Source organism: Mycobacterium sp. Root135 (assembly GCF_001426545.1).
Taxonomy (GTDB): Bacteria; Actinomycetota; Actinomycetes; order Mycobacteriales; family Mycobacteriaceae; genus Mycobacterium.
In genome coordinates this window covers 88489-114794 of record NZ_LMEZ01000001.1, presented here as the reverse complement: position 1 = coordinate 114794, position 26306 = coordinate 88489, and the positions used below count along the sequence as shown (strand labels likewise).

At 67.7% G+C, this 26306-nt stretch carries 26 protein-coding genes and 1 riboswitch; of the genes, 7 read left to right on the top strand and 19 right to left on the bottom strand.

The features are described from left to right. Nucleotides 1–39 precede the first annotated feature (39 nt). Nucleotides 40–138, bottom strand: a riboswitch (glycine riboswitch). Between the two features lie 33 nt (nt 139–171). From ASD37_RS00575 to secA2, 10 genes are all read right to left on the bottom strand, one after another. Beyond that, nucleotides 172–795: a MerR family transcriptional regulator gene (locus tag ASD37_RS00575; RefSeq protein WP_056546564.1), complete on the bottom strand. Its 624-nt coding sequence runs from the start codon at nt 793–795 to the stop codon at nt 172–174. Nucleotides 796–1026: 231 nt separating this feature from the next. Beyond that, nucleotides 1027–1521 (bottom strand): bifunctional nuclease family protein, encoded by a 495-nt coding sequence (locus tag ASD37_RS00570; RefSeq protein ID WP_056546561.1) that lies wholly within the window; start codon nt 1519–1521, stop codon nt 1027–1029. Nucleotides 1522–1580: 59 nt separating this feature from the next. Further along, complete coding sequence (locus tag ASD37_RS00565) at nt 1581–2309, bottom strand: MerR family transcriptional regulator (RefSeq protein ID WP_056546558.1); 729 nt, start codon at nt 2307–2309, stop codon at nt 1581–1583. After that, the gene (garA, locus tag ASD37_RS00560; RefSeq protein WP_056546555.1) at nt 2309–2791 is read right to left on the bottom strand and encodes a glycogen accumulation regulator GarA; all 483 of its coding nucleotides are present in this window, start codon (nt 2789–2791) and stop codon (nt 2309–2311) included. Before garA ends, ASD37_RS00565 begins: the two co-directional genes overlap by 1 nt. Nucleotides 2792–2929: 138 nt before the next feature. Then, nucleotides 2930–3325, bottom strand: a complete 396-nt coding sequence (gene gcvH, locus ASD37_RS00555; RefSeq protein ID WP_056546553.1) for a glycine cleavage system protein GcvH — start codon at nt 3323–3325, stop codon at nt 2930–2932. 16 nt (nt 3326–3341) lie between these two features. Then, a complete protein-coding gene (locus ASD37_RS00550) occupies nt 3342–4115 on the bottom strand; it encodes a DUF881 domain-containing protein (RefSeq protein ID WP_056546550.1) in 774 nt (257 codons plus the stop codon). Nucleotides 4116–4118: 3 nt separating this feature from the next. After that, complete coding sequence (locus ASD37_RS00545; RefSeq protein WP_056546547.1) at nt 4119–4451, bottom strand: small basic family protein; 333 nt, start codon at nt 4449–4451, stop codon at nt 4119–4121. Then, on the bottom strand, nt 4448–5365 hold the full coding sequence (locus ASD37_RS00540) for a DUF881 domain-containing protein (protein WP_056546545.1): 918 nt from the start codon (nt 5363–5365) through the stop codon (nt 4448–4450). Before ASD37_RS00540 ends, ASD37_RS00545 begins: the two co-directional genes overlap by 4 nt. Beyond that, nucleotides 5358–5963, bottom strand: a complete 606-nt coding sequence (locus ASD37_RS00535; RefSeq protein ID WP_056546541.1) for a CDP-alcohol phosphatidyltransferase family protein — start codon at nt 5961–5963, stop codon at nt 5358–5360. Before ASD37_RS00535 ends, ASD37_RS00540 begins: the two co-directional genes overlap by 8 nt. A gap of 10 nt (nt 5964–5973) precedes the next feature. Continuing rightward, on the bottom strand, nt 5974–8301 hold the full coding sequence (gene secA2 / locus ASD37_RS00530) for an accessory Sec system translocase SecA2 (RefSeq protein ID WP_056549558.1): 2328 nt from the start codon (nt 8299–8301) through the stop codon (nt 5974–5976). Nucleotides 8302–8376: 75 nt separating this feature from the next. Here secA2 and ASD37_RS00525 point away from each other — a divergent pair, with 75 nt between their 5' ends. The 4 genes from ASD37_RS00525 (at nt 8377) to ASD37_RS00510 (ending at nt 15966) form a co-directional block, all read left to right on the top strand. Then, the gene (locus tag ASD37_RS00525) at nt 8377–10287 is read left to right on the top strand and encodes an ABC transporter ATP-binding protein/permease (RefSeq protein ID WP_056549556.1); all 1911 of its coding nucleotides are present in this window, start codon (nt 8377–8379) and stop codon (nt 10285–10287) included. A 54-nt stretch (nt 10288–10341) separates the two neighbouring features. Next, nucleotides 10342–12261, top strand: a complete 1920-nt coding sequence (locus tag ASD37_RS00520; RefSeq protein ID WP_056549547.1) for an ABC transporter ATP-binding protein/permease — start codon at nt 10342–10344, stop codon at nt 12259–12261. Between the two features lie 30 nt (nt 12262–12291). Further along, the gene (locus tag ASD37_RS00515; protein WP_056546538.1) at nt 12292–14187 is read left to right on the top strand and encodes an ABC transporter ATP-binding protein/permease; all 1896 of its coding nucleotides are present in this window, start codon (nt 12292–12294) and stop codon (nt 14185–14187) included. Between the two features lie 120 nt (nt 14188–14307). Continuing rightward, nucleotides 14308–15966, top strand: coding sequence for an HNH endonuclease signature motif containing protein (locus ASD37_RS00510; RefSeq protein WP_056546535.1), 1659 nt, complete (start codon nt 14308–14310; stop codon nt 15964–15966). Here ASD37_RS00510 and ASD37_RS00505 read toward each other — a convergent pair. From ASD37_RS00505 to ASD37_RS00495, 3 genes are read right to left on the bottom strand one after another with little or no spacing between them, the layout of a single operon-like run. After that, the gene (locus ASD37_RS00505) at nt 15963–17411 is read right to left on the bottom strand and encodes an FAD-binding protein (RefSeq protein WP_056546531.1); all 1449 of its coding nucleotides are present in this window, start codon (nt 17409–17411) and stop codon (nt 15963–15965) included. The genes ASD37_RS00510 and ASD37_RS00505 overlap by 4 nt on opposite strands. After that, a complete protein-coding gene (locus tag ASD37_RS00500; RefSeq protein ID WP_056546528.1) occupies nt 17408–17902 on the bottom strand; it encodes a VOC family protein in 495 nt (164 codons plus the stop codon). The genes ASD37_RS00505 and ASD37_RS00500 overlap by 4 nt, the downstream gene beginning before the upstream one ends. 45 nt (nt 17903–17947) lie before the next feature. After that, the gene (locus ASD37_RS00495; RefSeq protein ID WP_056546526.1) at nt 17948–18631 is read right to left on the bottom strand and encodes a TetR/AcrR family transcriptional regulator; all 684 of its coding nucleotides are present in this window, start codon (nt 18629–18631) and stop codon (nt 17948–17950) included. Between the two features lie 108 nt (nt 18632–18739). Here ASD37_RS00495 and ASD37_RS00490 point away from each other — a divergent pair, with 108 nt between their 5' ends. Continuing rightward, nucleotides 18740–19177, top strand: a complete 438-nt coding sequence (locus tag ASD37_RS00490) for a nitroreductase/quinone reductase family protein (protein ID WP_056546524.1) — start codon at nt 18740–18742, stop codon at nt 19175–19177. Nucleotides 19178–19183: 6 nt separating this feature from the next. Here ASD37_RS00490 and ASD37_RS00485 read toward each other — a convergent pair whose 3' ends face one another. From ASD37_RS00485 to ASD37_RS00465, 5 genes are all read right to left on the bottom strand, one after another. Continuing rightward, nucleotides 19184–19825: a hypothetical protein gene (locus ASD37_RS00485; RefSeq protein ID WP_056546521.1), complete on the bottom strand. Its 642-nt coding sequence runs from the start codon at nt 19823–19825 to the stop codon at nt 19184–19186. Between the two features lie 6 nt (nt 19826–19831). Further along, on the bottom strand, nt 19832–20527 hold the full coding sequence (locus tag ASD37_RS00480) for a hypothetical protein (protein ID WP_056546518.1): 696 nt from the start codon (nt 20525–20527) through the stop codon (nt 19832–19834). 67 nt (nt 20528–20594) lie between these two features. After that, on the bottom strand, nt 20595–22001 hold the full coding sequence (locus ASD37_RS00475) for an FAD-binding oxidoreductase (RefSeq protein ID WP_056546515.1): 1407 nt from the start codon (nt 21999–22001) through the stop codon (nt 20595–20597). A gap of 22 nt (nt 22002–22023) precedes the next feature. After that, nucleotides 22024–22908 (bottom strand): sterol desaturase family protein, encoded by an 885-nt coding sequence (locus ASD37_RS00470; protein ID WP_056546510.1) that lies wholly within the window; start codon nt 22906–22908, stop codon nt 22024–22026. Nucleotides 22909–22920: 12 nt separating this feature from the next. Then, nucleotides 22921–24468, bottom strand: a complete 1548-nt coding sequence (locus ASD37_RS00465) for a carboxylesterase/lipase family protein (RefSeq protein ID WP_156720673.1) — start codon at nt 24466–24468, stop codon at nt 22921–22923. Nucleotides 24469–24504: 36 nt separating this feature from the next. Here ASD37_RS00465 and ASD37_RS00460 point away from each other — a divergent pair, with 36 nt between their 5' ends. Together ASD37_RS00460 and ASD37_RS00455 are read left to right on the top strand one after the other, a co-directional pair. Beyond that, the gene (locus ASD37_RS00460) at nt 24505–24840 is read left to right on the top strand and encodes a multidrug efflux SMR transporter (protein ID WP_056546503.1); all 336 of its coding nucleotides are present in this window, start codon (nt 24505–24507) and stop codon (nt 24838–24840) included. Beyond that, entirely contained in the window at nt 24840–25163 is a 324-nt protein-coding gene (locus tag ASD37_RS00455) for a multidrug efflux SMR transporter (protein WP_056546500.1), read from the top strand. The genes ASD37_RS00460 and ASD37_RS00455 overlap by 1 nt, the downstream gene beginning before the upstream one ends. Here the strand turns inward: ASD37_RS00455 and ASD37_RS00450 are convergent. Beyond that, nucleotides 25132–26265 (bottom strand): MFS transporter, encoded by a 1134-nt coding sequence (locus tag ASD37_RS00450; protein ID WP_082569969.1) that lies wholly within the window; start codon nt 26263–26265, stop codon nt 25132–25134. The genes ASD37_RS00455 and ASD37_RS00450 overlap by 32 nt on opposite strands. Between the last annotated feature and the right edge of the window lie 41 nt (nt 26266–26306).

The following is a 26306-nucleotide window of genomic DNA, read 5'->3' as shown; positions in this document are numbered from 1 at the left end:
GGGCGGGTGAATCGAGCTCACCACTTTCCAGAGGCATCGTGGCTCCACGCGGTCCTGGGTGCCTGAGAGGTTGACGGAGAGGTGTTGCTCCTTCGGCGTCCGTGGCTGGCGGCCACGGAACTCTCCCGCGCAGGGGCGATGCGTTGCCAAGTCTACCGGAGTGGGTGGAGGTCAGCCGATCTTGCGGTCGCGGGTCTTGCGCCGCGACGCGAGCTCGTCCTCCGGGCTGGGGATCGACTCCCCGCCGTCGGCCCGCTCGCCGGGGAAGTCGGCGATGGCACCCGTCAGCTCGCGCATGGCTCCCGATACCGCAATGCCGAACACGCCCTGACCGCCTTGAAGCAGGTCGACGACCTCTTCGGCCGACGTGCACTCGTAGACGGTGGTGCCGTCGGAGAACAGGGTGATGTTGGCGAGGTCCTTGACGCCGCGCTGACGCAGATGGTCCACCGCGACGCGAATGTTGTGCAACGAGATTCCGGTGTCCAGAAGCCTTTTGACGATCTTCAGGACCAGGATGTCCTTGAACGAATAGAGCCGCTGACTGCCCGAGCCGGCCGCACCGCGAATCGACGGGACCACCAGGGACGTCCTGGCCCAGTAATCCAGCTGGCGGTAGGTGATTCCGGCGATCTGACAGGCGCTCGGCCCCCGGTAGCCCACGAGTTCGTCCGGGACGGAGTTGTCGGGGAACAGGCCACCCTGCACGGGTTCGCTACGTGCTGCCGAGACTGCCGGCTCCGGTGTGCCGCTGGAGGTGAGATCCAACTGCTCCTGACGTGGCGTGTCGCCCACTGCCCATCCTCTCGCCGATCGAACTGGATCCATGCGTGGCAGCCATCAACGACGACTCAACACGTTTGCTCCGAGCTCTCGAGTATGTCGAGCATACGCTTCCTGCTCGACACTCACTGCCCCTCGGAGTGATTCAAAGTATGGCTGCCCGCGACATGTATCGACGAAACCGGCTCCGCGTGTCGAGAGCGTGAGACGCATCCGTGACTATCGACGAGTCCGGCAGCCGACTCAGGTGGCCTTGAAGTCGTCTGGGGAAACGCTGTCGAGGAACTCCTTGAACTTCTCGACCTCGTCTTCACGAACGGCGCCGGTGGTTTCCTCGTCGGACTCGTCGGGGATCAACAGCCCCGCCTCGGCCAACACGGCCTCTTCGACGTAGATCGGCACCCCGGCCCGCATGGCGATCGCCACCGAATCCGACGGCCGTGCCGAAACCTTGATGTCACGATCGAAGATGAGGTCGGCGTAGAACGTGCCTTCCTGCAGATCGACGATCCGAACTTCCTTCAGCGAATGGCCAAGGGCCGTAATCAAATCCCGAATCAAGTCGTGGGTGAGCGGACGGGCCGGCTCGACCCCCTGTTGCTCCAGCGCGATCGCCTGCGCCTCCGTCTGACCGATCCAGATCGGAAGATACCGGTCGCCATTGGACTCTCGCAGCAGCAGAACCGGCTGGTTCTGAGGCTGTTCCACGCGAATGCCGATCACTCGAACCTCGCCCATCTGTGTCTGCCCTCCGCGCCTGAAAGCCGGTCGTCAAACCGTCGAGCCGAGTCTAATCCTCAGCGATCGAGAACGTCGCGCACGGCGGACTTGATCAGCGAGGTATGCAATGTAATCGCCAGCGCGGCGACCTCCCGCGCGAGGTCGTCGGCGCGATCTCGCGCGCCCGCCTTCACCACCGGCCCGGCGATCTGGGCGATCAAATCCGACTGCCGATCCGCCGCCGACCGGAACGCCCGCAGGTGCCGGGGTTCGACGCCGTAGTCGGCCAGCGCCTTGGCGCACTGCGCGGTGACCACCATGTGCTCGTCGAAGAAACCACCGGGGCCGGACGTCACGACGCCGGCCTTGATGAGGGCGCCGAGCAGTTCCTCGTCGACGCCCGACCGCGTCAACAAATCCTCGCGGCTCAGCCTGACCTGTGCAGGCGCCACCGCGGCAGTGTCGTACGCGCCGTGGTCGCCGTCCGACACCTGAACCAATCGCGGTACGCCGTAACTGGATCCGGTCTCGGGCAGTGCCCCGTCAGACTGCGAGTCGAGCTGCGCCTTGATGACCTTGAGCGGCAGGTAGTGATCCCGCTGCGCGGTCAGGATGAACCTGAGGCGCGCACAGTCGTAGGCGGTGAAACGTCGGTATCCCGACCCCGAGCGCTGCGGCGTGACCAGTCCTTCGGCCTCCAGGAATCGAATCTTGGAGATGGTCACGTCCGGAAAGTCGGGTCGCAGCGATTCCAGGACCGCTCCGATCGACATCCCGGCGAGCGCTGGGGTGTCGGGGGCGGTCATCAGCTACCGGAACCGCCGTCGTCGTCGCCCTTGGGTCCGGTGAGGAAGACCAGTCGGAACTTGCCGATCTGGACCTCGTCGCCGTTGGCCAGCACCGCGGAATCCACGGGCTCGCGGTTGACGTAGGTGCCGTTGAGGCTGCCGACGTCGACGACCTGGAATTCGCCGCTCTCGAGGCGGAACTCCGCGTGCCGGCGACTCACCGTCACGTCGTCGAGGAAGATGTCGCTGTCGGGGTGCCGACCGGCCGACGTCCTGGCCTGGTCGAGCAGGAATCGCGACCCCGCGTTGGGGCCGCGCTTGACGACGAGAAGTGCCGAGCCAGCGGGAAGTCCCTCGACTCCCGACACGGCGCCTTCACCGCTGGTGGCTGGCGGTGCGTCCAATTCGTTGAGGAAGTCCGACCGGAAGACCGAGGTCGTCTCGACCGTCACTTCCCCTTCGGATTGATCCGCTCCCGAACTGGTGTCGTTGTCCGTCACGCGGTGCTCCTTACTGGCTGCTGTGGCGATGGTTTGCAGACGCGCCGGCGTAACGCCAGCCGTCATGCATCTCGATACGACCGTACCGCGGACCGGCGGCATCCGTGACAACCACCACCGGATCACCGGCCGCACTTCTCATTCGTCGAGCGTCGCACCATAGGCGTCGGCGTCGAGCAAACCGTCGAGGGCCAACGACAGCTCTGCGGCGTCAACCTGCAGGTCGATGAGCCATCCGGCGCCGTACGGGTCGGAGTTCACCAACTCCGGGGAGTCGGCCACTTCGCCGTTGACGGCAACCACTTTGGCGGTGATCGGCGCGAACAAGTCCGAGTTCGACTTGGTCGACTCGACGGTGCCGAACTCGCCGCCCGCGGTGACCTCGGCGTCGACGTCGGGCAGTTCGACGAAGACGACGTCACCGAGCGCCGCTTGGGCGAAGTCGGTGATGCCGACGCGGACGGTGTCGTCACCGGTCCGACGCACCCACTCGTGGTCTTCGGTGTAGTACAGGTCGGACGGAATCTCGCTCACTGGGCTCCTCGTGTGCTCACTTGTCTGGCTGAGCGTATTGGCGGGGTTTCGGTTGCCGCAAGGCGGTCACGTTGACCACGTCCGCCTGCTGCACCGACATTGTGCCGCCGACGCGTTCGACGCTGTCCACGGCCCCACCCGGGATGTTCATCGCCGCGGACAACGTGGCCGGATCGCCAATGGCGAGAACCGAATAGGGCGGGGACAGCGTGGTGCCGTCGACGACGAGCGCACCGGGTGATCCGACCACCCAGGTGTCGACGCCGAGGCGGACCGGCGGTTGGCCGGCCGAGCTGATCTGCATGGCCTCAGCACCGGCCGCCCGCAACTCGTTGACGACGTCGAGCATGGTCTCCGGCGACACCCCCGGCGCGGTGTCGTCGACGACGATTGTCACACCGGGCCCCGTCGCGGCGACGGTTCCGATCAGAATCGACAGTGCGGCCAGCCGATCGCGGGCGTTCTCGATCGCCGCCTGGTCGTTGCTCCCGGAGGACCTCAGCGACTCGAGCGTCCGCTGAAGGTCGGCCACCTCGGTGTTGAGCGCGGCTTCGCGTTGTTGCAGCGAATCGAGCAGGACCAGGAGGTCGGCCGGCCGGGCCGTTTCCAGCGAGTCACCGGATTCGGTCTGCCGGGCCTGTGTGACGATCGCGACCCCGAGCAGCAGGCACAGCACGACGGCGAGCGCACCGAAGCCGATCTGCCCGCGGCGCGGGCGCGGGCGCGGGCGGGGTGCGTCGTCGGGCAGTTCGTGCCTGCCGTGCTCGGGGGCCGGGTCTGGTTCGGTCACGTCTCACGCCCCGAAGAGTCTGCGCCGCAGGGCGGCGGCGTTGCCGAAGATCCGGATCCCGAGGACGACGATGATCGCGGTGGAGAGCTGCGTGCCCACCCCGAGCTGATCTCCGACGAAGACGATGAGCGTGGCGACGAGCACGTTGAAGACGAACGACACCACGAACACCTTGGCGTCGAAGATGCGCTCGAGGTACGCGCGCAGTCCGCCGAACACCGCGTCGAGCGCGGCGACGACCGCGATCGGCAGGTACGGCTGGATCACCTCGGGCACGCTGGGGTGAAACACCAAACCGAGCACGATGCCGACGACGAGTGCGGCTATTCCGATCATTTCGGCCCAATCTGCTTGGCGAAGTTGACCTCTCGTACCGAACCGGCGGGCAGCGCGAGGTCGTCGGCTTCGCTGACGTTGACGGCGACGCCGTACGTTGCCTCGAGGAGCCGGAGTCGATGAAGCGCCGGGCTCTGGTCGAACGCGTCGTGCATGGCGTGCGGAGGACCGACGGCACGCACCTCGTACGGGTTGCCGACGGGTTGGTTGTCGACCAGAAGGCCACCGCCCGCCTGGCGGATCGTCACGTTGGGCCCGATGCGGACTCCTCCGATGGCGACGGCCTCCGCGCCGCTGTCCCACAGCGAGTTGACGACCAGTTGGAGGTCGCGGTCGAGGATCACCTGCGGGCTGCCTGCGACGCGTTGCTTGGTCACGTCGCTCAGGTCGCGGGCGGCACTGGGTTCGGTGACGGTGACGTTCAAGCCCGGTCCGCGGACGGCGGTGGCCCCGGCGGCGAACTCGGCGACGTCGAGGTCGGCAAGCAGTTGCCGACCCGTTTGGTCGCCCGCGAGCCGGGCGCGCCGTTCGGATTCGACCTCACCGGCGAGCGCGTCGCGCCGGGCCGTGCCCCGATCGGTCGCCTGTTGGGCGTTGTGGACGCCGGTGGCGAGTACTTGCCTGGTCTCCTGGGTGGCGGGGGCGACGGACGTCGCCTGGGCGACCGCCGCGGCGAACACCGCGGTCACGAGCAGTCCCGCCAGGATCTGCCAGGCCAGGTTCGCCGCCGGACGGGTGGTGGTGCCCGTCGTGGCGCGACGCTCGGCTGCGGCGGCGTAGCCGGGGTCGAGGTGGTCGGACAGCAGCGATCGCAGCAGCGACGGCACCGGGATCGTCGTCGGCGCACCCGCGAGGTGAGCGTTGCGTCCGGCGTCCGGGCTGTAGCCGCCGAGCGCGCGCTCGCCGTCAGCCACTTCTCCCGGCAACTCGGCGGGGCACTTGCCCGACCACCATCGCGGTTTGCACGAGGTACAGCACCCCCGACCAGAGGTACATGGCCATCCCCCACCCGAGGAAGGCCCATCCGATGGCCAGGATGACCCTGCTCCAGAGAGCGTCCCACTGCCCGAGGAGCACCAGCGGGAAGCCCGACATCAACGCGAACGTGGCGGCCTTGCCGATGTAGGTGACGGTCAGGGCGGTCAGCCCACGGCTGCGCAGGACCGGCAGCGTCAGCGCCAGGACGACGTCGCGGCCGATCAACGTCCCCACGAACCACCACGGCACGATGCCGTCGACGGCCATCACGACCGGGATGACCAGCATGTAGATGCGGTCGACCGCGGGGTCGAGCAGCGCGCCGAGGCGTGAGGACTGGTTGTCGAAGAGGCGGGCGATCTTGCCGTCGGCCCAGTCGGAGAAGCCACTGAACATCAGGACGGCGACGGCCCATGCGTTCGCGTCGACGACCAGCAGGAGGTAGATGAAGACGGGGACGAGGAGCAGCCGCAACACGCTGAGCGCGTTGGGGATGGTCAGGACGCGGTCGCCGGCATCTTCCGGAGGCTCCATGCAGATGAACCTAGCGGAATACTCCCGGCAAGCTCAGTGCAGACATGGAGTCCTCGGACAACGGGTTGTCGTGGATCATGTACGTCCACGTCGAGGTCGGCCGCGCGAGTTTCGACAGATCGAGGCCCTGCTCGTCCTCGGCGACGTTGGCGGTCTCGAAGGTCTGCTGCGCCGCCTCGATGGCGTCGGCGGCCAGTGAGCCGAACGCGTCGACTGCCAGGCGGTGGAACTCGTCGAGCGGGTTCTGCCTGCCGAGCGCCCGCAGGTGGATGCTCTCGCGGATGTCGGACAGGTAGGCCTGGTGGTCGGCCCACCCGCGGTCGAGGTGGTAGAGCATGATCTTGCGGCTGATGACCTCCAGCCGCTCCTCGTCGAGCTTCTCGAGCAGTTCCTCGTAGCGTTCCGGCGACCGTTCGGCCAGCTCCTCGCGGGCGGTCGCGGTGCGCAGCAGCGTGTTTCGCCGTTCCACCAGAATGGCGCGCTGCTGGGCGACCAGTTGGTTGTAACGCCAGGTGTTGGCGTGCACGTCGAGCAGCCTGCCCTCGGCGATGCGCTGGGCGTGTTCCAGGAGGAGGCCCGCCTTGTCGCCGACGATGCGGCCGTCCTCGTCGGTGGCCAACGGGAGCTTCTCGGGATCGAGGTGGGAGACGACGACGTCGTCCTCCCAGCTGGAGAAGAACAGCGACGAGCCGGGATCACCCTGGCGGCCCGCGCGGCCGCGCAGCTGGTTGTCGAGGCGTTCGGTGTGGTGCCGGCCGGTGCCGATGACGTGCAGTCCGCCGAGCTTGGCGACGTCGTCATGGCTGCTTTCGTCGGAACCGCCGAGCCGGATGTCGGTACCGCGACCGGCGATCTGGGTCGACACGGTCACCGAGTTCAGCGTCCCCGCCTCGGCGATGACGCGCGCTTCCTCTTCGTCGTTCTTGGCGTTCAGTACGACGGCCGGGATGCCCGCCTTGACGAGCCGCTCGTGGAGTTCCTCGGATTCGGCGACGTCGCGGGTGCCGACGAGCACGGGCTGACCGGTCGCGTGCACCGTCTTGATGTGGTCGATGACGGCGTCGATCTTGGCGGCGGCGGTGATGTAGACGCGATCGGCGTCGTCCTCGCGGATGTTCGGCGTGTTCGGGGGTATCGGCGAGACGCCGAGCTTGTAGAACTGTCGCAGCTGCTCGCCGGCGGCCAGCGCGGTTCCGGTCATCCCGCACACCCTCGGGTAGCGGTTGATCAGCGCCTGGACGGTGATGGTGTCGAGCACTTCACCGGTCTCGGTCGTCTCGATGCCCTCCTTGGCCTCGACGGCGGCCTGCAGCCCGTCGGGCCAGCGCTGCAGCTGCGCGATGCGGCCGCGGGAGGCGTTGATGAGCTGCACCCGGCCATCGCGGACGATGTAGTGCACGTCGCGCTGCAGCAGCACGTGGGCGTGCAGGGCGACGTTGATCTCGGTCAGCGTGGTGCTGACGTTCTCCTCGGAGTAGATGTCGACGCCACCGAGCGCCTTCTCGAGCTTGCGGGCGCCCGCGTCGGTGAGGTGCACGTTGCGGCGGTCGGCGTCGGCCTCATAGTCCTTGCCAGACACCAACTCCCCGACCATCCGGATGATCTCGAGCCGCGGCTGCTCGCGGTGGGTGGTGCCTGCCAGCACCAGCGGGACGAGGGCCTCGTCGACGAGCACCGAGTCGGCCTCGTCGATGAGCGCGACGTCGGGGTCGGGCGAGACCAGGTCGGCGACGTCGGTCACCAGCTGGTCGCGCAGCACGTCGAAGCCGATCTCGTTGACCGAGGCATAGGTGACGTTGCAGCCGTACGCGGCGCGACGCTCGTCGGCGGTCGACTCGGCGGTGATCCAGCCGACGGTCAGGCCCATCGCCTCGAGCAGCGGCCCCATCCACTCGGCATCGCGTCGAGCGAGGTAGTCGTTGACGGAGATGACGTGCACGCTGCGACCCGCAATGGCGTAGCCGGCGGCGGCGATGGCGCCGGCCAGGGTCTTGCCCTCACCGGTGGCCATCTCGACGACGTCGCCGGCCAGCATGCGCAGCGCGCCGAGCAGCTGAACGTCGAATGGACGCAACGTCGTCGCGCGCTCGGAGGCCTCACGGGCGATGGCGAGGAACTGAGGGATGTCCGACGACTCTGCGAGGCCGGCGAGGTTGAGCAGCTTCGCGGCCTGCTTCAGCTTGTCGTCGTCGAGGGCGGCGGCCTTCTCGTCGAACTCGGCCGAGGCGTGCACCAGGTCCATCGACTGGGCCTGGTTCTTGTCCGTACTGGCGCCGAGCAGCTTCCAGAATCGGTTGCTCAGGCGACCAGAGTTTCGGTCTTTCGTCTTCGGCGCGATCTTTGGCACGCGTTCACGGTACGCGGTAACTTGCCGCACACAGCGGTGCCGCCGAACGCCCGCAGAGGAGTGGCGATGAATTCGGACGGGTTCGCCCCCTCCGTCGACTGGAGCAACGAACTCCTCGCATCGACGTTGTGGGTAGCCAAGACGTTCGGCGTCACCGCCGTCTGCCTCGCCGTGATCCTCGTCCTCCTAGGCCGTTACACCGAGTGGGGCCGCCAGTTCTGGCGCATCAACGGCCCGTACTTCACCGCGTCGGCATCGCGGGTGACTGTGTGGCTGATGCTGGCGGGGTTGTTGGCGTCGGCCGTCGTGTCCGTTCGGATCGCGGTGTTGCTCAGCTATTACGCCAACGACCTGTTCTCGTCGTTGCAGGTGGCCTTCGAAGGGGCCGGGCAGCCCGACGGCTCACGCAAGGGCACCGGGGTCGACGGGTTCTGGCAGTCGATGCGGATCTTCGCGGTGCTGGCGACGGTCGCGACCGTGCGTTCCCTCTGCGACTTGTATCTGCTGCAGCGCTTCACCATCCGGTGGCGGGTGTGGTTGACCCACCGACTGCTCGACGACTGGCTCGGGGGTTACGCCTACTACCGCGGGCAGCTGACGAGCACCCCGATCGACAACCCGGACCAACGCATCCAGCAGGACGTCGACGTCGTCACCACCGGAACGGGGGAACCCAACACCCCGTCGCACGGGTCGGGCAACACCCTGCTGTTCGGTGCTGTCGAGTCGGTGCTGAGCGTCGCGTCCTTCGGCGTGATCATGTGGCAGCTGTCCGGTCCGCTGACCGTCGCGGACGTGACGCTGCCGCGGGCCTTGTTCTGGATCGTGATCGTCTACGTGCTGGTCGCCACGGTCCTGGCGTTCTGGATCGGCCGTCCGCTGATCCGGCTGAGCTTCCTCAACGAGTTCCGCAACGCCAGCCTCCGCTACGCGATGATCCGGCTGAAGGAGGCCGCCAGCGCCGTCGGCCTCTACCGCGGCGAAGGCGCCGAACGACGCCAGCTCACCACCCGCCTCGACGCGGTGATCCTCAACTACCGACACTGGCTCAACCGCATGGTGATGTTCCTCGGCTTCAACCTCTCGGTGAGTCAGGCCATCAACCCGCTGCCGTACATCGTTCAGGCCCAACGGCTCTTCGCGGGTCAGATCTCCTTCGGTGACGTCATGCAGTCGGCGACGGCCTTTCACGCCATTCACGACGCGCTGTCGTTCTTCCGCAACGCCTACGACGCGTTCGCCAGCTACCGTGCCGCGCTGATCCGCCTCGACGGCCTGCTCACCGCCAACGCGGGCACCAGGATCGTTCCGCAGCTGACGGTCGGGCAGTCCTCCGACGGCGCGGTTCAACTGGAGGACGTCGACGTCCGCACCCCCGACGGGCGGGTTCTGGTGAAGGCACTCGACGTACGACTCGACGCCGGGGAGAGCGTGGTGATCACCGGACCGTCGGGCAGCGGCAAGACCACCCTGCTGGAGAGCCTCGCGGGTTTGTGGCCGCACGCCTCCGGCCAGGTGCGGTTCCCGGTCGACGACCGCGAGGTCATGTTCGTCTCGCAGCTCCCCTACATCCCGCTCGGTGACCTGTGCGCCGCCGCGTCCTACCCCCGGCCCCCCGGCGAGGTCGACGCCACCCGAGTGCAGGAGGCCTTGGTCAAGGTGGCGTTGCCCCACCTCGTCATTCGAATCAACGAAATCAAGGACTGGGCCAAGGTGCTGTCGGTCGGTGAACAGCAGCGCGTCGCCTTCGCCCGGATTCTGCTCAACGCGCCACGGGTGGTGTTCCTCGACGAGTCCACCTCGGCGATGGACGAGGGCCTCGAATTGATGCTCTACCGGCTACTTCGGGACGAATTGCCCGCCACGATCATGGTCAGCGTCAGCCACCGAGACACCGTCGAACAGCATCACGACCGCCAGCTCGCGTTGCTCGGTGCGGGCGGCTGGCGACTCGATCCGGTCTCCACGGCGAGTTGACCCCGCGGACCAGCTGTCACCAGCCGGTCAAGGTACGTTCTCGGGATGACCGGAATGGACATGTGGACTCCGACGCTGGATTGGAGCAACGAGTGGCTCACGTCCCTGTGGTGGATCGTCAAGGCGTGGGCGATGGCAGCGGTGTCCACGATGATCATCTTGACGCTGATCGGCCGCTTCACCACGTGGGGCCGCCAGTTCTGGAAAGTCACCGGCGCGTACTTCACCGGCCGCTCGAGCATCATCGTCTGGGCCTGGTTGGCCGGGCTGCTGTTGTCGGTCATCCTCGGCGTTCGGCTGTCTGTTCTGCTCAGTTACTACGGCAACGACCTGTCGACCAGCTTCCAGGTGGTTGCCGCCGGACTGGCGAGCGGCGACGAGGCGGTCAAGAACTCCGGTAAGCACGGCTTCTGGTTCTCCATCGCGGTCTTCTGCGTCTTGGCGACCATCTACGTCGCGCGCGTCATGCTGGACCTGTTCCTCATGCAGCGGTTCGTCCTCCGCTGGCGTGCGTGGCTGACCGATCGCCTCACCGGCGACTGGCTCGACGGCAAGGCCTACTACCGCGCCCGCTTCATCGACGACACGATCGACAACCCGGATCAGCGCATCCAGACCGACATCGACATCTTCACCACCGGCGTCGGCCCGACACCCAACACCCCGAACATCACCACCGGCTCGACGCTGCTGTTCGGTGCGATCAACGCCATCGCCTCGATGATCTCGTTTACCGCGATCCTCTGGAGCCTGTCGGGGCCGCTGACGCTGTTCAACGTCACCCTCCCCAAGGCGATGTTCTGGATCGGGCTGGCCTACGTCCTGTTCGCCTCGGTGATCGCCTTCTGGATCGGCAAGCCGATCATCTGGTTCGCCTTCGACAACGAGAAGTACAACGCCGCGTTCCGCTATGCGCTGGTCCGGTTGCGCGACGCCTCGGAGGCCGTCGCCTTCTACCGCGGCGAGATCGCCGAGCGCACCGGGCTTCGGCAGCGCTTCGCGTCCGTCGTCGCCAACTACAAGCGGTACATCAACCGGATGATCGGGTTCTACGGATGGAACCTCTCGCTGAGCCAGGTGATCCAGCCACTTCCCTACGTGCTGCAGTTCCCGCGGTTCTTCTCCGGTGAGATCCAGCTGGGTGACATGACGCAGTCGGCGTCGGCCTTCGGCAGCATTCAGGACGGACTGTCGTTCTTCCGCAACGCCTACGACCAGTTCGCCGGCTACCGTGCCGCCATCATCCGACTCGAGGGTCTGGTCGTCGCCAACGAGGAGGGCAGGGACCTGCCCACCGTCACGACCGCGGCCTGCCAGGACGGCACCGTGCACCTCGAGCAGATCGAGGTCCGCACCCCCGACGGCAAGCAGCTCATCAACCCACTCGACCTGCAGTTGGACATCGGCGACACCCTGGTGATCACCGGCAAGTCGGGCAGCGGCAAGACCACGCTGCTGCGCAGCCTCGCCGAACTGTGGCCCTTCACCTCCGGCACGCTGACCCGGCCGTGTGGACCCAACGAGACGATGTTCCTGTCGCAAATGCCGTACGTGCCGCTCGGTGACCTACGGGCCGTCGTCTCCTACCCGGGTGAAGAAGGCAAGATCCCGGACTCCGAGCTGCAGTCGGTCCTGACGCGCGTCGCACTGCCCCATCTCAACGACCGGCTCGACGAGGTCCAGGACTGGGCGAAGGTGCTCTCTCCCGGTGAGCAGCAGCGGATTGCCTTCGCACGCATCCTGCTGACCAAGCCGAAGGCCGTCTTCCTCGACGAGTCGACGTCGGCCCTCGACGAGGGTCTGGAGATGACGCTGTACCAGCTCGTCAGGAGCGAACTGCCCGACATGATTCTGGTGAGCGTGAGCCACCGCAAGACCGTCGAGCAGCACCACGACAAGGAACTGAAGCTGCTCGGCGGCGGCGAATGGCAGCTCACCGACATCGGCGAGGAGCCCGCGCCCGTTCCGGTCTAACCCTTGCGTGTCCGGGGGTAGCTTCCCCGCATGGAGATGTTCACTCCGTCGCTCGACTGGGGCAACGAGGTCGTCGCGTCGCTGATCTGGGTGGCCAAGGCGTGGGTGATCAGCGCAGCAGTGCTGCTCGCGGCGCTCGCGGGGCTGGCGCGCTTCACCACCTGGGGGCGGCAGTACTGGCGCATCACCGGCCCGTACTTCATTGGGCGACAGAGCGTTCCGGTCTGGGCGATGGTCGGCGTCCTGCTGCTGTCGGTGATGGTCTCGGTGCGGATGGACGTCCTGTTCAGCTACTACGGCAACGACCAGTACTCCGCGTTGCAGGTCGCATTCGAGGGTGCCAGCGCGGGCGACGACGCCATCCGCGACTCGGGCATCCGCGGCTTCTGGTTCTCGATCGTGGTCTTCGGCCTGCTGGTCGTCGCGTACCTGGCGCAGACGCTCTTGGACGTTTATCTGATGCAGTTCTTCATCATTCGGTGGCGGGTGTGGCTCACCGACCGGTTGACGAGTGACTGGCTCGACGGGCGCGCGTACTACCGGGGGCGGTTCTTGGACGGCGAGCCGGTCGACAACCCCGATCAACGCATTCAGCAGGACGTCGACGTGTTCACCACGGGGACGGGACCCGAGACGAACACTCCGACCGTTGGCACGTCCACCACCCTGTTGTTCGGGGCGGTGTATTCGATCGTATCGGTGGTGGCGTTCACGCCGATCCTGTGGAATCTGGCCGGTCCGTTGACCTTCTTCGGGGTGACGGTGCCCAAGGCCCTGTTCTGGATCGTGCTGCTGTTCGTGGCGGGTGCGACGGCGGTCTCGTTCTGGATCGGCCGGCCGATCATCCGGTTGAGCTTCCGCAACGAGCTGACCAACGCCGCCTTCCGGTATGCGTTGGTTCGGGTGCGGGACGCGGCGGAGGCGGTCGGCTTCTCGCGCGGCGAGCCGGTTGAACGACGCGGCTTGGCCGAGCGGTTCGGCAGGATCATCGTCAACTATCGGGCGTTGGTCTGGCGTGGGGTGGCGTTCCTCGGCTGGAACAAGGCCATGTCCCAGATCGTCGACCCGCTGCCGCTGATCGTTCAGGCTCCCCGTCTCTTCGCGGGCCAGATCACCTTCGGTGACGTCAGCCAGTCCTCGAGTGCGTTCCGTTCGGTGCAGGCGTCGCTGTCGTTCTTCCGCGCCGTGTACGACTCGTTCGCCAGCTACCGCGCGACGATCATCCGCCTCGACGGCCTTCTCACGGCCAACGAAAGGGCAAGGGCGCTCGGCACTCTCGCGGTGGGCGTCAGCGCGGGCGGCGGCGTGGAGATCGACGACGTCGCCGTGCTCTCGCCGACCGGTGAGTCGCTGGTCGACGGGCTCGCGGTGCGGCTCGCCGCGGGTGGTTCGCTTGTCATCACGGGCCGCTCGGGGACCGGCAAGACCACCCTGCTGCGGAGCCTCGCCGAGCTGTGGCCGTACGCGTCGGGCACCGTGCGCTACCCGACCGCCGCCGGCGCCATGTTCCTGCCGCAGCTTCCCTACGCCCCGTTGGGCGACCTGCGAACCGTCGTCTGCTATCCCTCGGCGTCGGAGTCGTTGGGCGACAGCGAGATTCGCTCCGCGCTGGATGACGTGACGCTCGGGCACCTCGGGCTCCGTCTCGACGAGGTCGCCGACTGGTCGAAGGTGTTGTCCCCCGGCGAGCAGCAGCGCGTCGCCTTTGCGAGGGTGCTGCTCAACGCTCCGAGTGCGGTGTTCCTCGACGAGTCCACCTCCGCCCTCGACGAAGGCCAGGAGTTCGCGCTGTACCGGCGGCTACGCGAACGCCTCCCCGACTGCGTCGTGGTCAGCGTCAGCCACCGCAGCACCGTCGAGCAGCACCACGACGACCGGCTCGAGCTACTCGGCGCCGGCGAATGGCGGCTGGCCGCAACGGCTTAGCTAGCACTCGCCTCCGACAATTTCGGTGATCCATGCGAGGTTGTCCACAGGCTGGCAAGTTATCCACAGAACGCTTGCAGCGGAATGACTTTCGTCGGTCCACGTCTTAAAATCGAAACTATGTTCGACAGCTTGGTGGACGCGACGGCCAGCACCTCCGGTGCCGGTGCAGTGGAGTCGTGGTCGCGGGTGGAGTCCGCGTCGTATGCCCGCAAGGTGGCGGCGATGGCAGCTATGTTCGCGACCGCCCATGCCGCCGACGGGGCGGATGAGCGGGACCTGTGGTGCACCGACACCTGGGACGCCGTCGCCGCCCACATCGGTGCCGCGCTGCGCATCACCCATGGCGCCGCGTCCAACCAACTCCTGATCGCCGTCGCGCTGCACGAGCGCTTTCCCCAGGTGGCCGCGGTGTTCGCTCAAGGTTTGGTCACCTACCAACTGGTGCGGATCGTGGTGCAACGCGGCGCCCTGGTCGTCGACCCCTTGGCGCTGCACGAGCTGGACGCGTTGTTGGCCGAGGCGCTGAGCAATCGGGAGCCAATGTCGGTGGCGACGGCTGAGAAGACCGTGGACGCGTTCGTCGCCCAGGTCGACCCGCAGGCTGTGCACCGGACCGAGACTCGGGCGCGGGGCCGGTCGGTGGACGTCGGGGAGGACGACGGCAGCGGGATGGCGACGGTGTTTGCGACTTTGTTCGCCACCGACGCGAAGGCCTTCGACGCCCGCGTGGACGCCCTGGCCCGCACCGTCTGCCCCGCCGATCCCCGGACCAAGGACCAACGCCGCGCCGACGCCATCGGAGCCATATCTCACGGGGCTGATCGTCTCGCCTGCCTTTGCGAAAGCGACGACTGCCCCGCGGGTGAGAACCCACCCTCGACCGGAGTGGTGGTCTACGTGATCACGAGCACGGACACCCTCCGTGAACCCGAGGCACCGGCCCCACCGCCACCTGCACCCGAGCCCACCGTTCCGGATGTTCCGCCGCCTGATGGACCGGTTAAAGGGCCTGGCGATGCCCCCGAGGGCGCGGAAGACGTCGTGTCGGGCAGCGCGATCCACCCGAGTGATGCTGCGGCACAATCTGAGTCGCGCGTTGGCATCCCCGCCGACGAACGCACCGCCCTCGACGGCGAACCCCCGGCCATGTTCACCAAGCCCCTGCGCGAGCTGACACTCGCCGAAGCCCTCACCCCCACCCCGGGGCGGCTGGCCCAGCTTCGGCCCGCCGCGTTGATGGGTGGACAGTTCCTCCCCGGCGCGATCGCGTGCCGCGCCACGGTCGGGGCCACGATCACCCGCATCGTGCATCCCGGGCAAGCCCCACCGGAACCCCGCTACCGACCCTCCAAGAAGCTCGCCGACTTCGTCCGCTGCCGAGACATGACCTGCCGCTTCCCCGGCTGCAAAGTGCCGGCCACGAATTGTGACGTAGACCATACGATTCCATGGCCACACGGGCCGACCGCGGCATCCAACCTGAAATGTCTATGCCGCCGACATCATTTGCTGAAGACGTTCTGGGGCGGCCAAAGTGGTTGGCGGGATGAGCAACTCGACGACGGGACCGTCGTGTGGACCGCACCCGACGGCCTTAGGTACATCACGACACCGGGCAGTCGCCTGCTCTTCCCCGAGCTGTCCACACCCACCGCCACAGTGGTCGCGACCCGGGTGCCCACAGGGCAAACGTCGGGGCTGACCATGCCGCGGCGCAAGACCACCCGCGCCCAGGACCGCGCCAGACGCAACGCGCAGTCGGGCCTAGGACCTTAGCGTGCGGCGGCGTGCTCACCGGCGCGGCGGCCGAAGAACGACCCCTCGCCGAGCTGGGTGCCGCTGCAGTACCCCTTACCGTCCTGGGCGATGTTGGACGCGCAGGCGCCTGCGGCGTACAGACCGGTGACCACGCTGCCGTCCTCGCGGAGCACCTCGCCGTCGAGTGACGTGGCGAGACCGCCGACGGTGAACCCGGCGTACATCGCCTTGCCAAGCGACAGGTCGAAGGCGCCCCACGGCCCGGTGTCCTGGGCGGCGAGGAATTCCGGCTGCTTGTGGAAGTCGGGATCCTCACCCTTGGCCGCGAATTCGTTGTAGCGGTTCAACGTTCGCACCAGGTTGCCCTCCGGAATGCCGAGCGCCGCCTCCATCTCCTCCACGGTCTCCCATCCGTCGATCAGCGGAATCAGCGGCACTTCCGGCCGCTCCAAATGGTTTTCGTCGACGATGAGGAAGGCCGCGCTGTCGGGTTGGTCCATCACGAAGGCCGACGTCCGCGAGTGATAGGAATCCTCGGTGACGAACCGCTCGCCGTCCTTGTTCACGATGATCCCGGTGAGCAGAATCTCCGGCGGGTACGGCGGCGCGGTGATGAAGATCTGGTCCATGTGCTTGGTGGCACCGCCCACCGATTCGCCGAGGCGGATGCCGAGGCCGTCGTCGTAAGTGCTGCCGAGGACGAAGGGCTTCTCCGCGAGCTTCGGCGTGAACACGGCCACCATCTCGGGGTTCATCACGAACCCGCCTGCCGCGACGACGACGCCCTTCGCGCGGATGACCCCGGTGTCCTCGAAGTGCTTCCAGGACAGTCCGACGACGGCACCATCGTCGACGACCAACGCGGTGGCGCCGGTCTCGTAGCGGACGTCCACCCCGAGTTCGGCGGCGCGCTTGACCAGGAGGTCGATCACCATCGCCGCGCCGCCCAGTTCACCGGGCATCGGGACGGAGTGTCCGCGCGGTGCGGGTGCCGCCTGCTCGAAGTAGGGCCACACCTTCTCGTTGCCGGTGTACGACAGCCCCTCGGTGCCGGGTGGCACGACGACCTTCCCCGGGTAGTAGCTTCGCTCGAACTGGAACCCCAGCTCCTCGAGCCAGTCGAAGTGCTCGACGCTGCCGTCGCAATAGGCGCGGATCTTGTCCAGCTCTGGCTCGCGCGCGGTCGCGACGAGGTAGTCGTACATGGCGTCGGCGGTGTCGTCGTGGCCGGTCGCCTTCTGGACGGCGGTACCGCCGCCGAGGTAGAAGTGGCCGCCGGCCATCGACGTGGTTCCGCCTGCCGCAGCGGCGCGCTCGAGCAGCACGACCCGCGCACCGGCCGCGGCCGCGCTGACCGCCGCACAGCCACCGGCGATGCCGAAACCGACGACGACGACGTCGACCTCGTCGGACCAGTCCGCGACGTCTGCTGCGCTGACGGAGTCTGGAATCTGCATGCTCACACTTGCTCCTGTTTTACGTAGTCGAAGAAGGCTCGAATCTCGGACGGAATGTGCGCGACCTCGAGGTAGGGAATGCCCGCCTGCTCAGCGGACAGATACGCGAAGCGCATCCCGCCGGGCATGACCCCGCGGCACACCACCGAGCCACCGTCCCGTTCGGCGTCGACGAGCATCTCGTCGAAGCGCTCGGGGCTGGCGGCCTCGATCGCGACGTGATGCAGTCCTGGCCCCGAACTGTCGAGGAATTCGGAGTAGATGCTCTCGCCCCTGACGGGCTCGATCAGTTCGAGCTGGGTGTCCCCGGCGTAGGACAGTGACACGTGGGCGACGAAGTCGGCGGGCTGCCCGCGGTAGGTGCAGGTGTCGGGGCCGAAGTGGACGTCGGGCATGCGGACCCACTTCTTGGCGCCGAGCAGGTTCGTCAACGCCACCTCGGTGGCGCCGAGGTCGCGCGTCACCCAGGCGATCTGGACAGGTGTCTGGTCAGGCATCGCATTGAGGATATCTCCGGCGGCGACCGCTGGCTAGAACGTGTTCTAGTTCAGCGTGGCGGCAGCGATGAGCAGCCGAATCTGCCCGTCGAACACGTCGGCGGGATCCGACAGCGTGTCGGCGCCGTACTGACCGAAGGCCTCCAGGCTGATCGCCCCGACGAGCGCCGCCCACAGCAGGAAGCCCTTCATCATCGGCCCGTCTCCACCGGAAAAGGCGAACTCTTCACGGACGGCGGCGAAGTCAGCCGACGTCGACCGCGACGGCGCAGGGCCGGAATCCGGCACGTCGCCCGCGGCCACGCCGTCGGCCACCACGGCCAGGAGTGCGCCGACGACGCGGGTACCAGGACCGACGGTGACGTCGGCTGGGGCGTGATAGCCCGGAACCGGGCTGCCGTAGATCAGCGCCCAACTCGCGGGCTGGTCGAGCGCCCAGGCGCGGGCGGCGCGCGCCATGTGCAGCAGCCGGTCCTGCCACGATCCCTTGGCCGACGCTGCAGCCAGGTCGACGGTGTCGGCCAGGTCGGTGTAGGCGTCGACGATCAGGAGTGTCAGCAGGTCGTCGCGGCTCGCCACGTAGCGGTACACCGCCGAGGACACCATGCCGAGCTCGCGGGCGACGGCCCGTAGTGACAATCCGGAGGCCCCCTCGGTGACGAGATGCCGCCTGCCGACCTCGACGATCTCGCGCTCGATCCGTTCCCGGGTTTCCTGACGCTTGCCCATGGGACGAGTCTCGCACAATTCGAGAGCAATGCTCTTGCTTTCATTCGATCGATGTGTCACCGTCTAACGAGAGCATTGCTCTCTTTTCACTACTTTGAGGAGCTGGATATGACCATCCGATACGACGAACCCGACCTCCTGGCACGCGCGACCAACGCCGTCTTCCGCTGGCTGGCCGAAGCCGGAATCAGCATCGCCGGAACGCGTGCCCTCCGCGTCCGCGGCCGCACTACCGGCAAGTTGCGAGGGGTGGTCGTCAACCTCATGACGGTCGACGGTCGCGACTACGTGGTGTCGCCGCGCGGCAACACCCAGTGGGTCCGCAACGCCAGGGCCGCAGGCGAAGTCGAGATGGGGCCCCGGTGGCGAGGCCGGACGGTCCGGATCGTCGAGATCGCCGACGACGCCAAGCTCGATTTGCTGAAGCGTTACGTCGACCGCTGGTACTGGGAGGTCAAGGGACACGTCGGCGGCCTGACCCCGCAGTCGACCGACGAGCAGATCCGCGCCGTCGCGCCGTCCATCCCGATCGTCGAGCTGCTCTGACGGTCGTCAGGTGCCGTCGCGCAGCATCTGCGCGATCGTGGCGGCCGTGGTGGCACCGAGCTCGCCGGAGATCTGAATCGACTGCCCGTCGACGGGCTGACTGATGGCGGGTGCGGCGAGCACGACACCGTTGCGCACGAACGCCAGCTGCTTGCCGATGTTGGCACCGGTGTACTGCGCGAAGGCGGTGCTGGACGCCGGATCCATCGACATCTGCACGGTGTGGAACTCGCTGGTCGGCAACTTGGTCTCGGTGGCCCCAGTCAGGTTGAGCGCCAACGCAACCGGGCCCAGCTGGTACACGGCGGCACGGTCGACGTCGCACACCACGATCGGGGCCTCCGACGGCGTGGGCGGCGGAACCGGCGGGCAGTCCTCGGGATTGGCCACCAACGGCGGCGACAGGACGGGCCGCACCGCCAGCGGAATGCCGATCACCGCGGGAGTCGGCGCCGTCGGCATCGTCGTGGTGCGCTGGGCGGCCCTCCCCTGGTCCTTGGTCAGGAAGGCCATCGCGACGCCGACGACGATCGTGCTGACCATCGCCAGGATGCCGACCGTCGCCAACAACGCGACCGCGATTCGACGAGCCGACCACGGCTCCCCGGAGGAGAACCACGAGAACCAGGAATAGAGCCGGTACTTCATCAGTGGCTACGCCGGCGGCGGGACGGGCACGGTGTCGGCCGCGGGACTGAAGACCTCTTGGCGAATCTGTCGATCCGTGACGTCCCACGACACCGCCGCGGGGTACTGACCCCAGGTGCTGTTGAACATCCCGACGATGACGGCACGCCCGTCGTCGGTGAGCACGTATACGGGGCCACCCGAATCACCCCTCTGACTGACGACGCCGTTGGCCATCGTGAACCACCCGTTGTTGACGGCCTCCACCGTGCCACAGCTCTCACTGGTCACCACCCCGAAATGGCAGACGGGTTGTCCTTGCCGAGGCACCACCGCGGGGTCGAACGACAACGTCCTCCCGCCCGGCAGGATGTCGTTGATCTGGACGTCGGGCGCCAACGCGATGGCCTCCCAGTCCGAGATCATGTGGTCGGTGGCGACGACGGCACCATTGGGGGTGTCGTCGCGAAAGCTCGTCTGGCGACCAAAGACGTTCCCGTCCTTGTCGGTGACGGCACCACTTCCCCGGCAATGGCCCGCGGTGTATGCGGTTCGCGTCGCGACGTCGACGAATCCCAGCGTGCACCGATTGGTGTCCTGCCGAATCTCCATCCCCGGGTACACCAGAACGCCGGGGGCCGCTCCGGCCGGGCCGGCGGGTGAGAGCAGGGATGCCGCGAAGGCGGCTGCCACTACGGCCGCGCGCACACACCTTCGGCGCAACGTCGTCTCCGCTCGCTAGGGGTCGGTGAACGGCTAGCGTACCGACGCCCCCGCCGGTCCGCATCGATCAGGAGTCGAAGCCAAGACCAAGGGCGTCGAGCGTGCGCAACAGGACGTTGCGGTGACCGGCCGAATGATCGGCCCGGTCCAGCGACCAACGCGTCGCCTGGATGCCGACGCTCGCAAGGGGTTCCGGCGGAAAGGGCAGCGGCTTTTGGCGCACCATCTCCAGCTCCGTCCGCGGCGTCGGCGTCCCGCCAAGCAGGTCGAGGCAGACGTCGGCGGCGAACCGGGCGGCGCCGACGCCGAGCCCGGTGAACCCGTTGACGTAGGCGACCCGGTCATCACGGGCTAGGCCCCAGTGGGCACAGAACCGGGTGTTGGTGTCGATGGCGCCTGCCCACCGGTGGCTGAAGCGGACGTCCTCCAGCTGCGGGAAGGTGATGAAGAAGTGGGCGGCGAGCCTGCGGTAGGTCTCCTGCCGATCTTCGTACTTCGCGTCGACCTTGCGGCCGAAGTGGTAGACGGCGTCGTAGCCACCGAAGACGATCCGGTTGTCCTTCGTCATGCGGTAGTAGTGGAACTGGTTGGCCGAGTCGCCGATGCCCTGGCGGTTCTGCCAGCCGATGCTCTGCACCTGGGCGTCGGTCAGCGGTTCGGTGGACAGCACGTAGTCGTACACCGGAACCGTGTGAAACCGGTTGCGCCGCAACAGATGCGGGAAGACGTTGGTGGCCAGGACGACCTGCTTGGCCGTGATGACGGCGCCGTTGGCGGCCACCTGAATCGACGCGGTGCCGGAGCTCAGCGACGTCGCGTTGGTGTGCTCGTAGATGGTGACGCCGGCCTCGGTGCACGCGCGGGCCAGTTCGAGTGCGAGCTTGGCGGGGTGCACTATCGCGCACGTGTCGGCCTCTAGCAGCCCGGCCAGGAACGTCGGCGAATGGACCTCCGCACGCACCGCCTCCCCGCCGAGGAATTCACCGTGTCCCTCGGCCGCGGACTCTTGAAGCCACGTCACCTGGTGCGGTTCGGTCGCGACCGCGAGCATTCCGCTGCGTTGCCATTCGACGTCGAGGCCGAGTCGTTCGATCTCGGCCTGCATGCCGTCGAGGTTCTCCACCCCCATGGCTTGGAGCCGGTCGATCTCGTTGGGCCAGCGCGTCTTTCCGTTCTCGTGGCCGTGGGTCAGGCTGGCCTCGACGAAGCCGCCGTTGCGACCGGAGGCGGCCCACCCGACGCGGTGGGCGTCGATGACCACGATGCGCCGATCGGGGTCGCGCTGGGCGGCATGCAGTGCCGTCCACAGTCCGACGTATCCGCCTCCGACGACCAGGAGGTCGCAGCTCACCGATTGGGACAGCGTCGGACGCTCGGGCCGCTCGAGGTCGAGCCACATCGACCCGAACGCACTGCCGGCAAGTGACCGCTCGACGAGCGCGGGGTCGACATATCCATCGAAGACGGTTTCCACGTGTCGATCCTACTGACGGCCGTTACGGACGCGAGGGCGACCAGCCGGGAGGTCCGAAGGCGTAGCCGAGGGCGTCGCGCAGTCGGCCGGCATGGCTGACGTCGCGGGCCATCGCCACGTATTCGTGGGTCTGCAGCTTCCAGACGTCGTACGTCGAGACCTGTTTGGTCAGCCCGTAGTGCGGTCGGAACAGCTCGTCCTGATAGGTGCCGAAGAGCCGATCCCACAGGATGAGGATGCCGCCGTAGTTCTTGTCGAGGTACTCCGCGTCCATGCCGTGGTGCACGCGGTGGTGCGACGGTGTGTTGAAGACGTACTCGACGGGCCGCCACATCCGGTCGATGCGCTCGGTGTGCACCCAGAATTGGTAGATCAGGTTGACCGAGAAGCTGGCGAACACCATCCAGGGTGGAATTCCCAGCAGCGGCAACGGAATCCACGCGAGGATTTCGCCGCTGTTGTTCCACTTCTGTCGCAGCGCCGTCGCGAAGTTGAAGTACTGGCTGGAGTGATGCGCCTGGTGTGTCGCCCACAGCAGGCGGACGCGGTGCGCCGTGCGGTGGTAGGCGTAGAACAACAGGTCGACGCCGATCAGCGCCACGGCCCACGTGTACCAGGCGGTCGACGGCAGGTGCCACGGCGCGACGTAGGTGTAGACGACGGCATAGCCGAGCAGCGCAAGGAACTTCCACGCGCCCGTCGTCGCGATCGACACCAGTCCCATCGAGATGCTGGCCCATGCGTCCCGCCGCAGATACGCCCCGGCCGGCGTGCGGTCGTCCAGATCCAGACTCTCCAGCTTGCGCGCCGCAGTCCACTCCAAGACCAGCAGCAGCAGGAAGAACGGCACGGCGAACAGCACCGGGTCGCGCAACGGTGGCGGCAACCAGTCCACGTCGACCTCCACTCATCCGCTCGGCTAGCGGAAGCTCAGCACGTCGTTCCCCCACGCCGCACGCAGCGGCCGGTCGGGGTCCTCGACCACCACGTCGCTCTTGTCGAGCAGCAAGGTGGCGCGATCGTCGTCGCGGTAGGGCCGCCAGCGCGGCTCCCCCGCCAGCCCGGTTGGCTCACCGGTGGCCGCGAAGTTCACCCACCGGGTGCGGATGCGCTCCGAGAGGGCGGTACCCGCCTTGAGCCCACCCAGCTTGAACGTCGGATCCTTGGTTCCCGCAACGAGATTGCCCCACACGTAGGGCAGCTCGGTGGCGTGCGCGGCACCGAGGCGCAACAGCTTCAGCATCGGCGTCGCCCAGTCGAAGCGATAGGTGAACACCGGTGCAACGGCGGCGTGGCCCTCGGCAAACCAGATCGTCGGCATCCGGAAGCCGATGTCGCGCGCGACCCCCATGCCGGGTGTCTTGCCCCGCCCCGGATACGCCGACATCAGATCCGCTTCGCTGGGCAGTTGCAGGCTGGGCTGCTCGGAGGCGATGCCGTCGAACATCGACTTGATGGCCGTCGGGGTGATCGGCATCAACGGCGACTTCATGAAGCGGAACAGGGCCGCCTCGTGCTTGTTGGTACCGATGATCAACGGCACCGGGTGCGTGCCGCCGGCGCGCGCGACCGCCACGGGATAGTCGGGCACCAGCTCCCCGTCGACGATCGGCGCGTAGGCCAGCGTGCCGGGGGTTCGCACCGGCACCTCGTCGAACAGTCGCTTCGAGGCGAGCAACAGCTCGCTCATCGGGGCGTCGGGCAGGCGATCCACGTCGTCCGCGCCGATGCCGAGGGTGTCCAGGAACTGCTGCGCGATTCCTCGGGAGCGGCTGGCGTCGTAGACGGAGGTCACCGGTGAGCTTTGCGCGATGGCAGCGGAGAACAACCCCTTCGCGGCCGGGCTGGCCAGCAGCGTCGTCACGATGCCGCCCCCGGCGGACTCGCCGAACAGCGTGACGCGCGCAGGATCGCCGCCGAAGGACCTGATGTTGTCGCGCACCCACTCCAGCGCGAACAGCACGTCCCGCAGCCCGAGGTTGCTCTCGAACCGCGTGCGATCGGTGCTGAACGACGACAGGTCGAGGAACCCGAACGCCCCGAGCCGGTGGTTGACGGTGACGATCACCGCACCGTCGGCGGCCAGGGCGCGCCCGCGATAGAGCGACTGCGCAGCGGATCCGAGGACGTACGCGCCGCCGTGCACCCACACCATCACGGGCTTGCCGGCGCCGGCGTCGGTGTCGGAGCTCGCCCACACGTTCAACGTCAGCGAGTCGTCGCCCTGTGGTGCGCCGAGGTCGAGCGGTATCCGTGGGTCGGTGGGCTGGTAACAGGCCGGTCCGACCCGTGATGCGTCCGCGGGTTCGGTCCAGTTTTGCGGCGCCTGCGGTGACCGCCACCGCAGGTCGCCGACGGGCGGCGCCGCGTAGCGAACGCCCCGCCACGACTTGACGGTCCCGTCGTCGATCCCGCGGACGGGACCGTACGCCGTGTCGACGATCGGAGCGCGTACCGATTGGGTCATGAAGGCGACGATAGCGCGCCGGGCTACGTTCATCCCGTGCGCAAATGGGTGCTGCTTGGCGCGGCCATCGTGAGCGAGGTCGCGGCGACGCTGGCGCTGCGGGCGGCACACGACCACGGCGCCTGGCTGGTGGCCGTCGTCGCGGGGTACGCCTGCGCGTTCACGCTCCTGACCCTCGTCCTGCGCGAGGGCGTTCCCGTCGGCGTGACCTACGGGATCTGGGGTGCGACGGGAACGGCGTTGACGGCGGTGCTGGCCTCGATGATCTTTCGCGACCCGTTCACCTGGCCGATCGCGCTGGGCATCGGCCTGATCATCGCCGGAGTGTTGTTCATCGAGTTCGGTTCGCGGCCAACGGCTCCCACGCCGTGATGTGGTTGGTGCTGGCGACGGCGATCGGCGTCGAGGTGTTCGCGACGCTCGGGTTGCGCGCGTCGGACGGTTTCCGCAAGCGGGCGTGGATCCTTCCCGTCGCCGCGGGCTATCTGGCGTCGTTCTATCTGCTGTGGCTGACGCTGGGACTCGGGATGCCCGTCGGCATCGCCTACGGGGTGTGGACGGCGTGCGGAGTGGCCCTCGTCGCGGTGCTCGCGCGCTACCTCTTCGGGGACCCGCTGACGGTCAAGATGCTGATCGGAATCGGGCTGATCATCGGCGGCGTCCTCACGATCGAACTGGCCGGCGTCGTCCACTGAGCACACCAGCCGCGGCGGCGATGGCCAGCCCGACGACCGGCACCACCAGCAGCCCGCCCCTCAGGCTGGTCGCGTCGGCGATCATGCCGACGATCGGGGGCGCGCCGACCGAGCCAAGGCGCATCAGCCACGCCAACGCCGTCAAGCCGGTGCCCGCCCTCAGCCCCGGCAAGTTGTCGGCGGCGTGCATGGCGGCCGGGATGGCGGTCGCGGCGCCCAGCCCGGCGACGGCGAAGCCGGCGATGGTGCCAGGGATGCTCGGGAAGGCCAGCGCCAACCCCATGCCTGCCGCGACCAGCAATCCTCCGCCGCGGGCGACCGCGCGTTCCCCGAAGCGGTCGACGACGCGGTCGCCCACCACCCGTCCGATGAACTGGAAGCCCAGCAGCGCGACGTATCCGAGCGCGGCGATCGCCCCCGCGGCCCCCAGCCCGCTGCCCAGGTACAGCGCCGCCCACGAGCTGCCGGCGTCCTCGATGACGGCGCCGGCCATCGCGATGACGACCAAGACGGCCAGTGCGCCGTACACCCGCCAGCCGGGCCGTGCGGCCGTTCCGGCGTCGGCGGCCGAGTCGGCGGCCTCGTCGGGCCCCTTCAGCAGGAACGGGTAGGCGGCCAGCGCGACGCCGACGAACACCGCGGCGCTCACCCCGAGGTGGACGCCGATCGGGACGTGCAGGGCGATCGCACCGGCGGCCATGCCCGCACCGAGCATCGCTCCGACCGACCACACAGCGTGCAGCGAGTTGATGATCGACCGTCCGTAGGCGCGCTGCACTCGCAGTCCGTGAGTGTTCTGTGCGACGTCGGTGATCGCGTCGCATGCGCCACCGCCAAACAGCAACGCCGCCAACAACACCGGGGTGGTCGACAATCCGGCCGCGCACACCAGCGCGGCGATCCCGATGGTGCACAGCAGCCCGGTGCGAGCCGAGGTGAGCCTGCGGATCACCGCCCCCGCGGCGATGCCTGCCACCAACGCGCCGATCGGGAAGGCGGCGACGACGATGCCGTAACTGGTGTTCGACAGGGCGAGCTCGGTCTTGAGTTCGGGGAACCGCGGCACCAGGTTGGCGAAGATGGCGCCGTTGGTGAGGAACATCGCCGACACAGCGATGCGGGCCCGGCTGGTGCGGCGCTCGA

Excerpts from the sequence above, each read along its gene's own strand:
- ASD37_RS00520 (WP_056549547.1), top strand. The coding sequence starts at position 10,342 with ATGGACATGTGGACTCCGACGCTGGATTGGAGCAACGAGTGGCTCACG.
- ASD37_RS00490 (WP_056546524.1), top strand. The coding sequence starts at position 18,740 with ATGACCATCCGATACGACGAACCCGACCTCCTGGCACGCGCGACCAAC.
- ASD37_RS00485 (WP_056546521.1), bottom strand. The coding sequence starts at position 19,825 with ATGAAGTACCGGCTCTATTCCTGGTTCTCGTGGTTCTCCTCCGGGGAG.
- ASD37_RS00500 (WP_056546528.1), bottom strand. The coding sequence starts at position 17,902 with ATGCCTGACCAGACACCTGTCCAGATCGCCTGGGTGACGCGCGACCTC.
- ASD37_RS00450 (WP_082569969.1), bottom strand. The coding sequence starts at position 26,265 with ATGTTCCTCACCAACGGCGCCATCTTCGCCAACCTGGTGCCGCGGTTC.
- ASD37_RS00515 (WP_056546538.1), top strand. The coding sequence starts at position 12,292 with ATGGAGATGTTCACTCCGTCGCTCGACTGGGGCAACGAGGTCGTCGCG.
- ASD37_RS00570 (WP_056546561.1), bottom strand. The coding sequence starts at position 1,521 with ATGGGCGAGGTTCGAGTGATCGGCATTCGCGTGGAACAGCCTCAGAAC.
- ASD37_RS00525 (WP_056549556.1), top strand. The coding sequence starts at position 8,377 with ATGAATTCGGACGGGTTCGCCCCCTCCGTCGACTGGAGCAACGAACTC.
- ASD37_RS00455 (WP_056546500.1), top strand. The coding sequence starts at position 24,840 with ATGTGGTTGGTGCTGGCGACGGCGATCGGCGTCGAGGTGTTCGCGACG.
- ASD37_RS00495 (WP_056546526.1), bottom strand. The coding sequence starts at position 18,631 with ATGGGCAAGCGTCAGGAAACCCGGGAACGGATCGAGCGCGAGATCGTC.
- ASD37_RS00510 (WP_056546535.1), top strand. The coding sequence starts at position 14,308 with ATGTTCGACAGCTTGGTGGACGCGACGGCCAGCACCTCCGGTGCCGGT.
- ASD37_RS00535 (WP_056546541.1), bottom strand. The coding sequence starts at position 5,963 with ATGGAGCCTCCGGAAGATGCCGGCGACCGCGTCCTGACCATCCCCAAC.
- ASD37_RS00565 (WP_056546558.1), bottom strand. The coding sequence starts at position 2,309 with ATGACCGCCCCCGACACCCCAGCGCTCGCCGGGATGTCGATCGGAGCG.
- ASD37_RS00465 (WP_156720673.1), bottom strand. The coding sequence starts at position 24,468 with ATGACCCAATCGGTACGCGCTCCGATCGTCGACACGGCGTACGGTCCC.
- ASD37_RS00545 (WP_056546547.1), bottom strand. The coding sequence starts at position 4,451 with ATGATCGGAATAGCCGCACTCGTCGTCGGCATCGTGCTCGGTTTGGTG.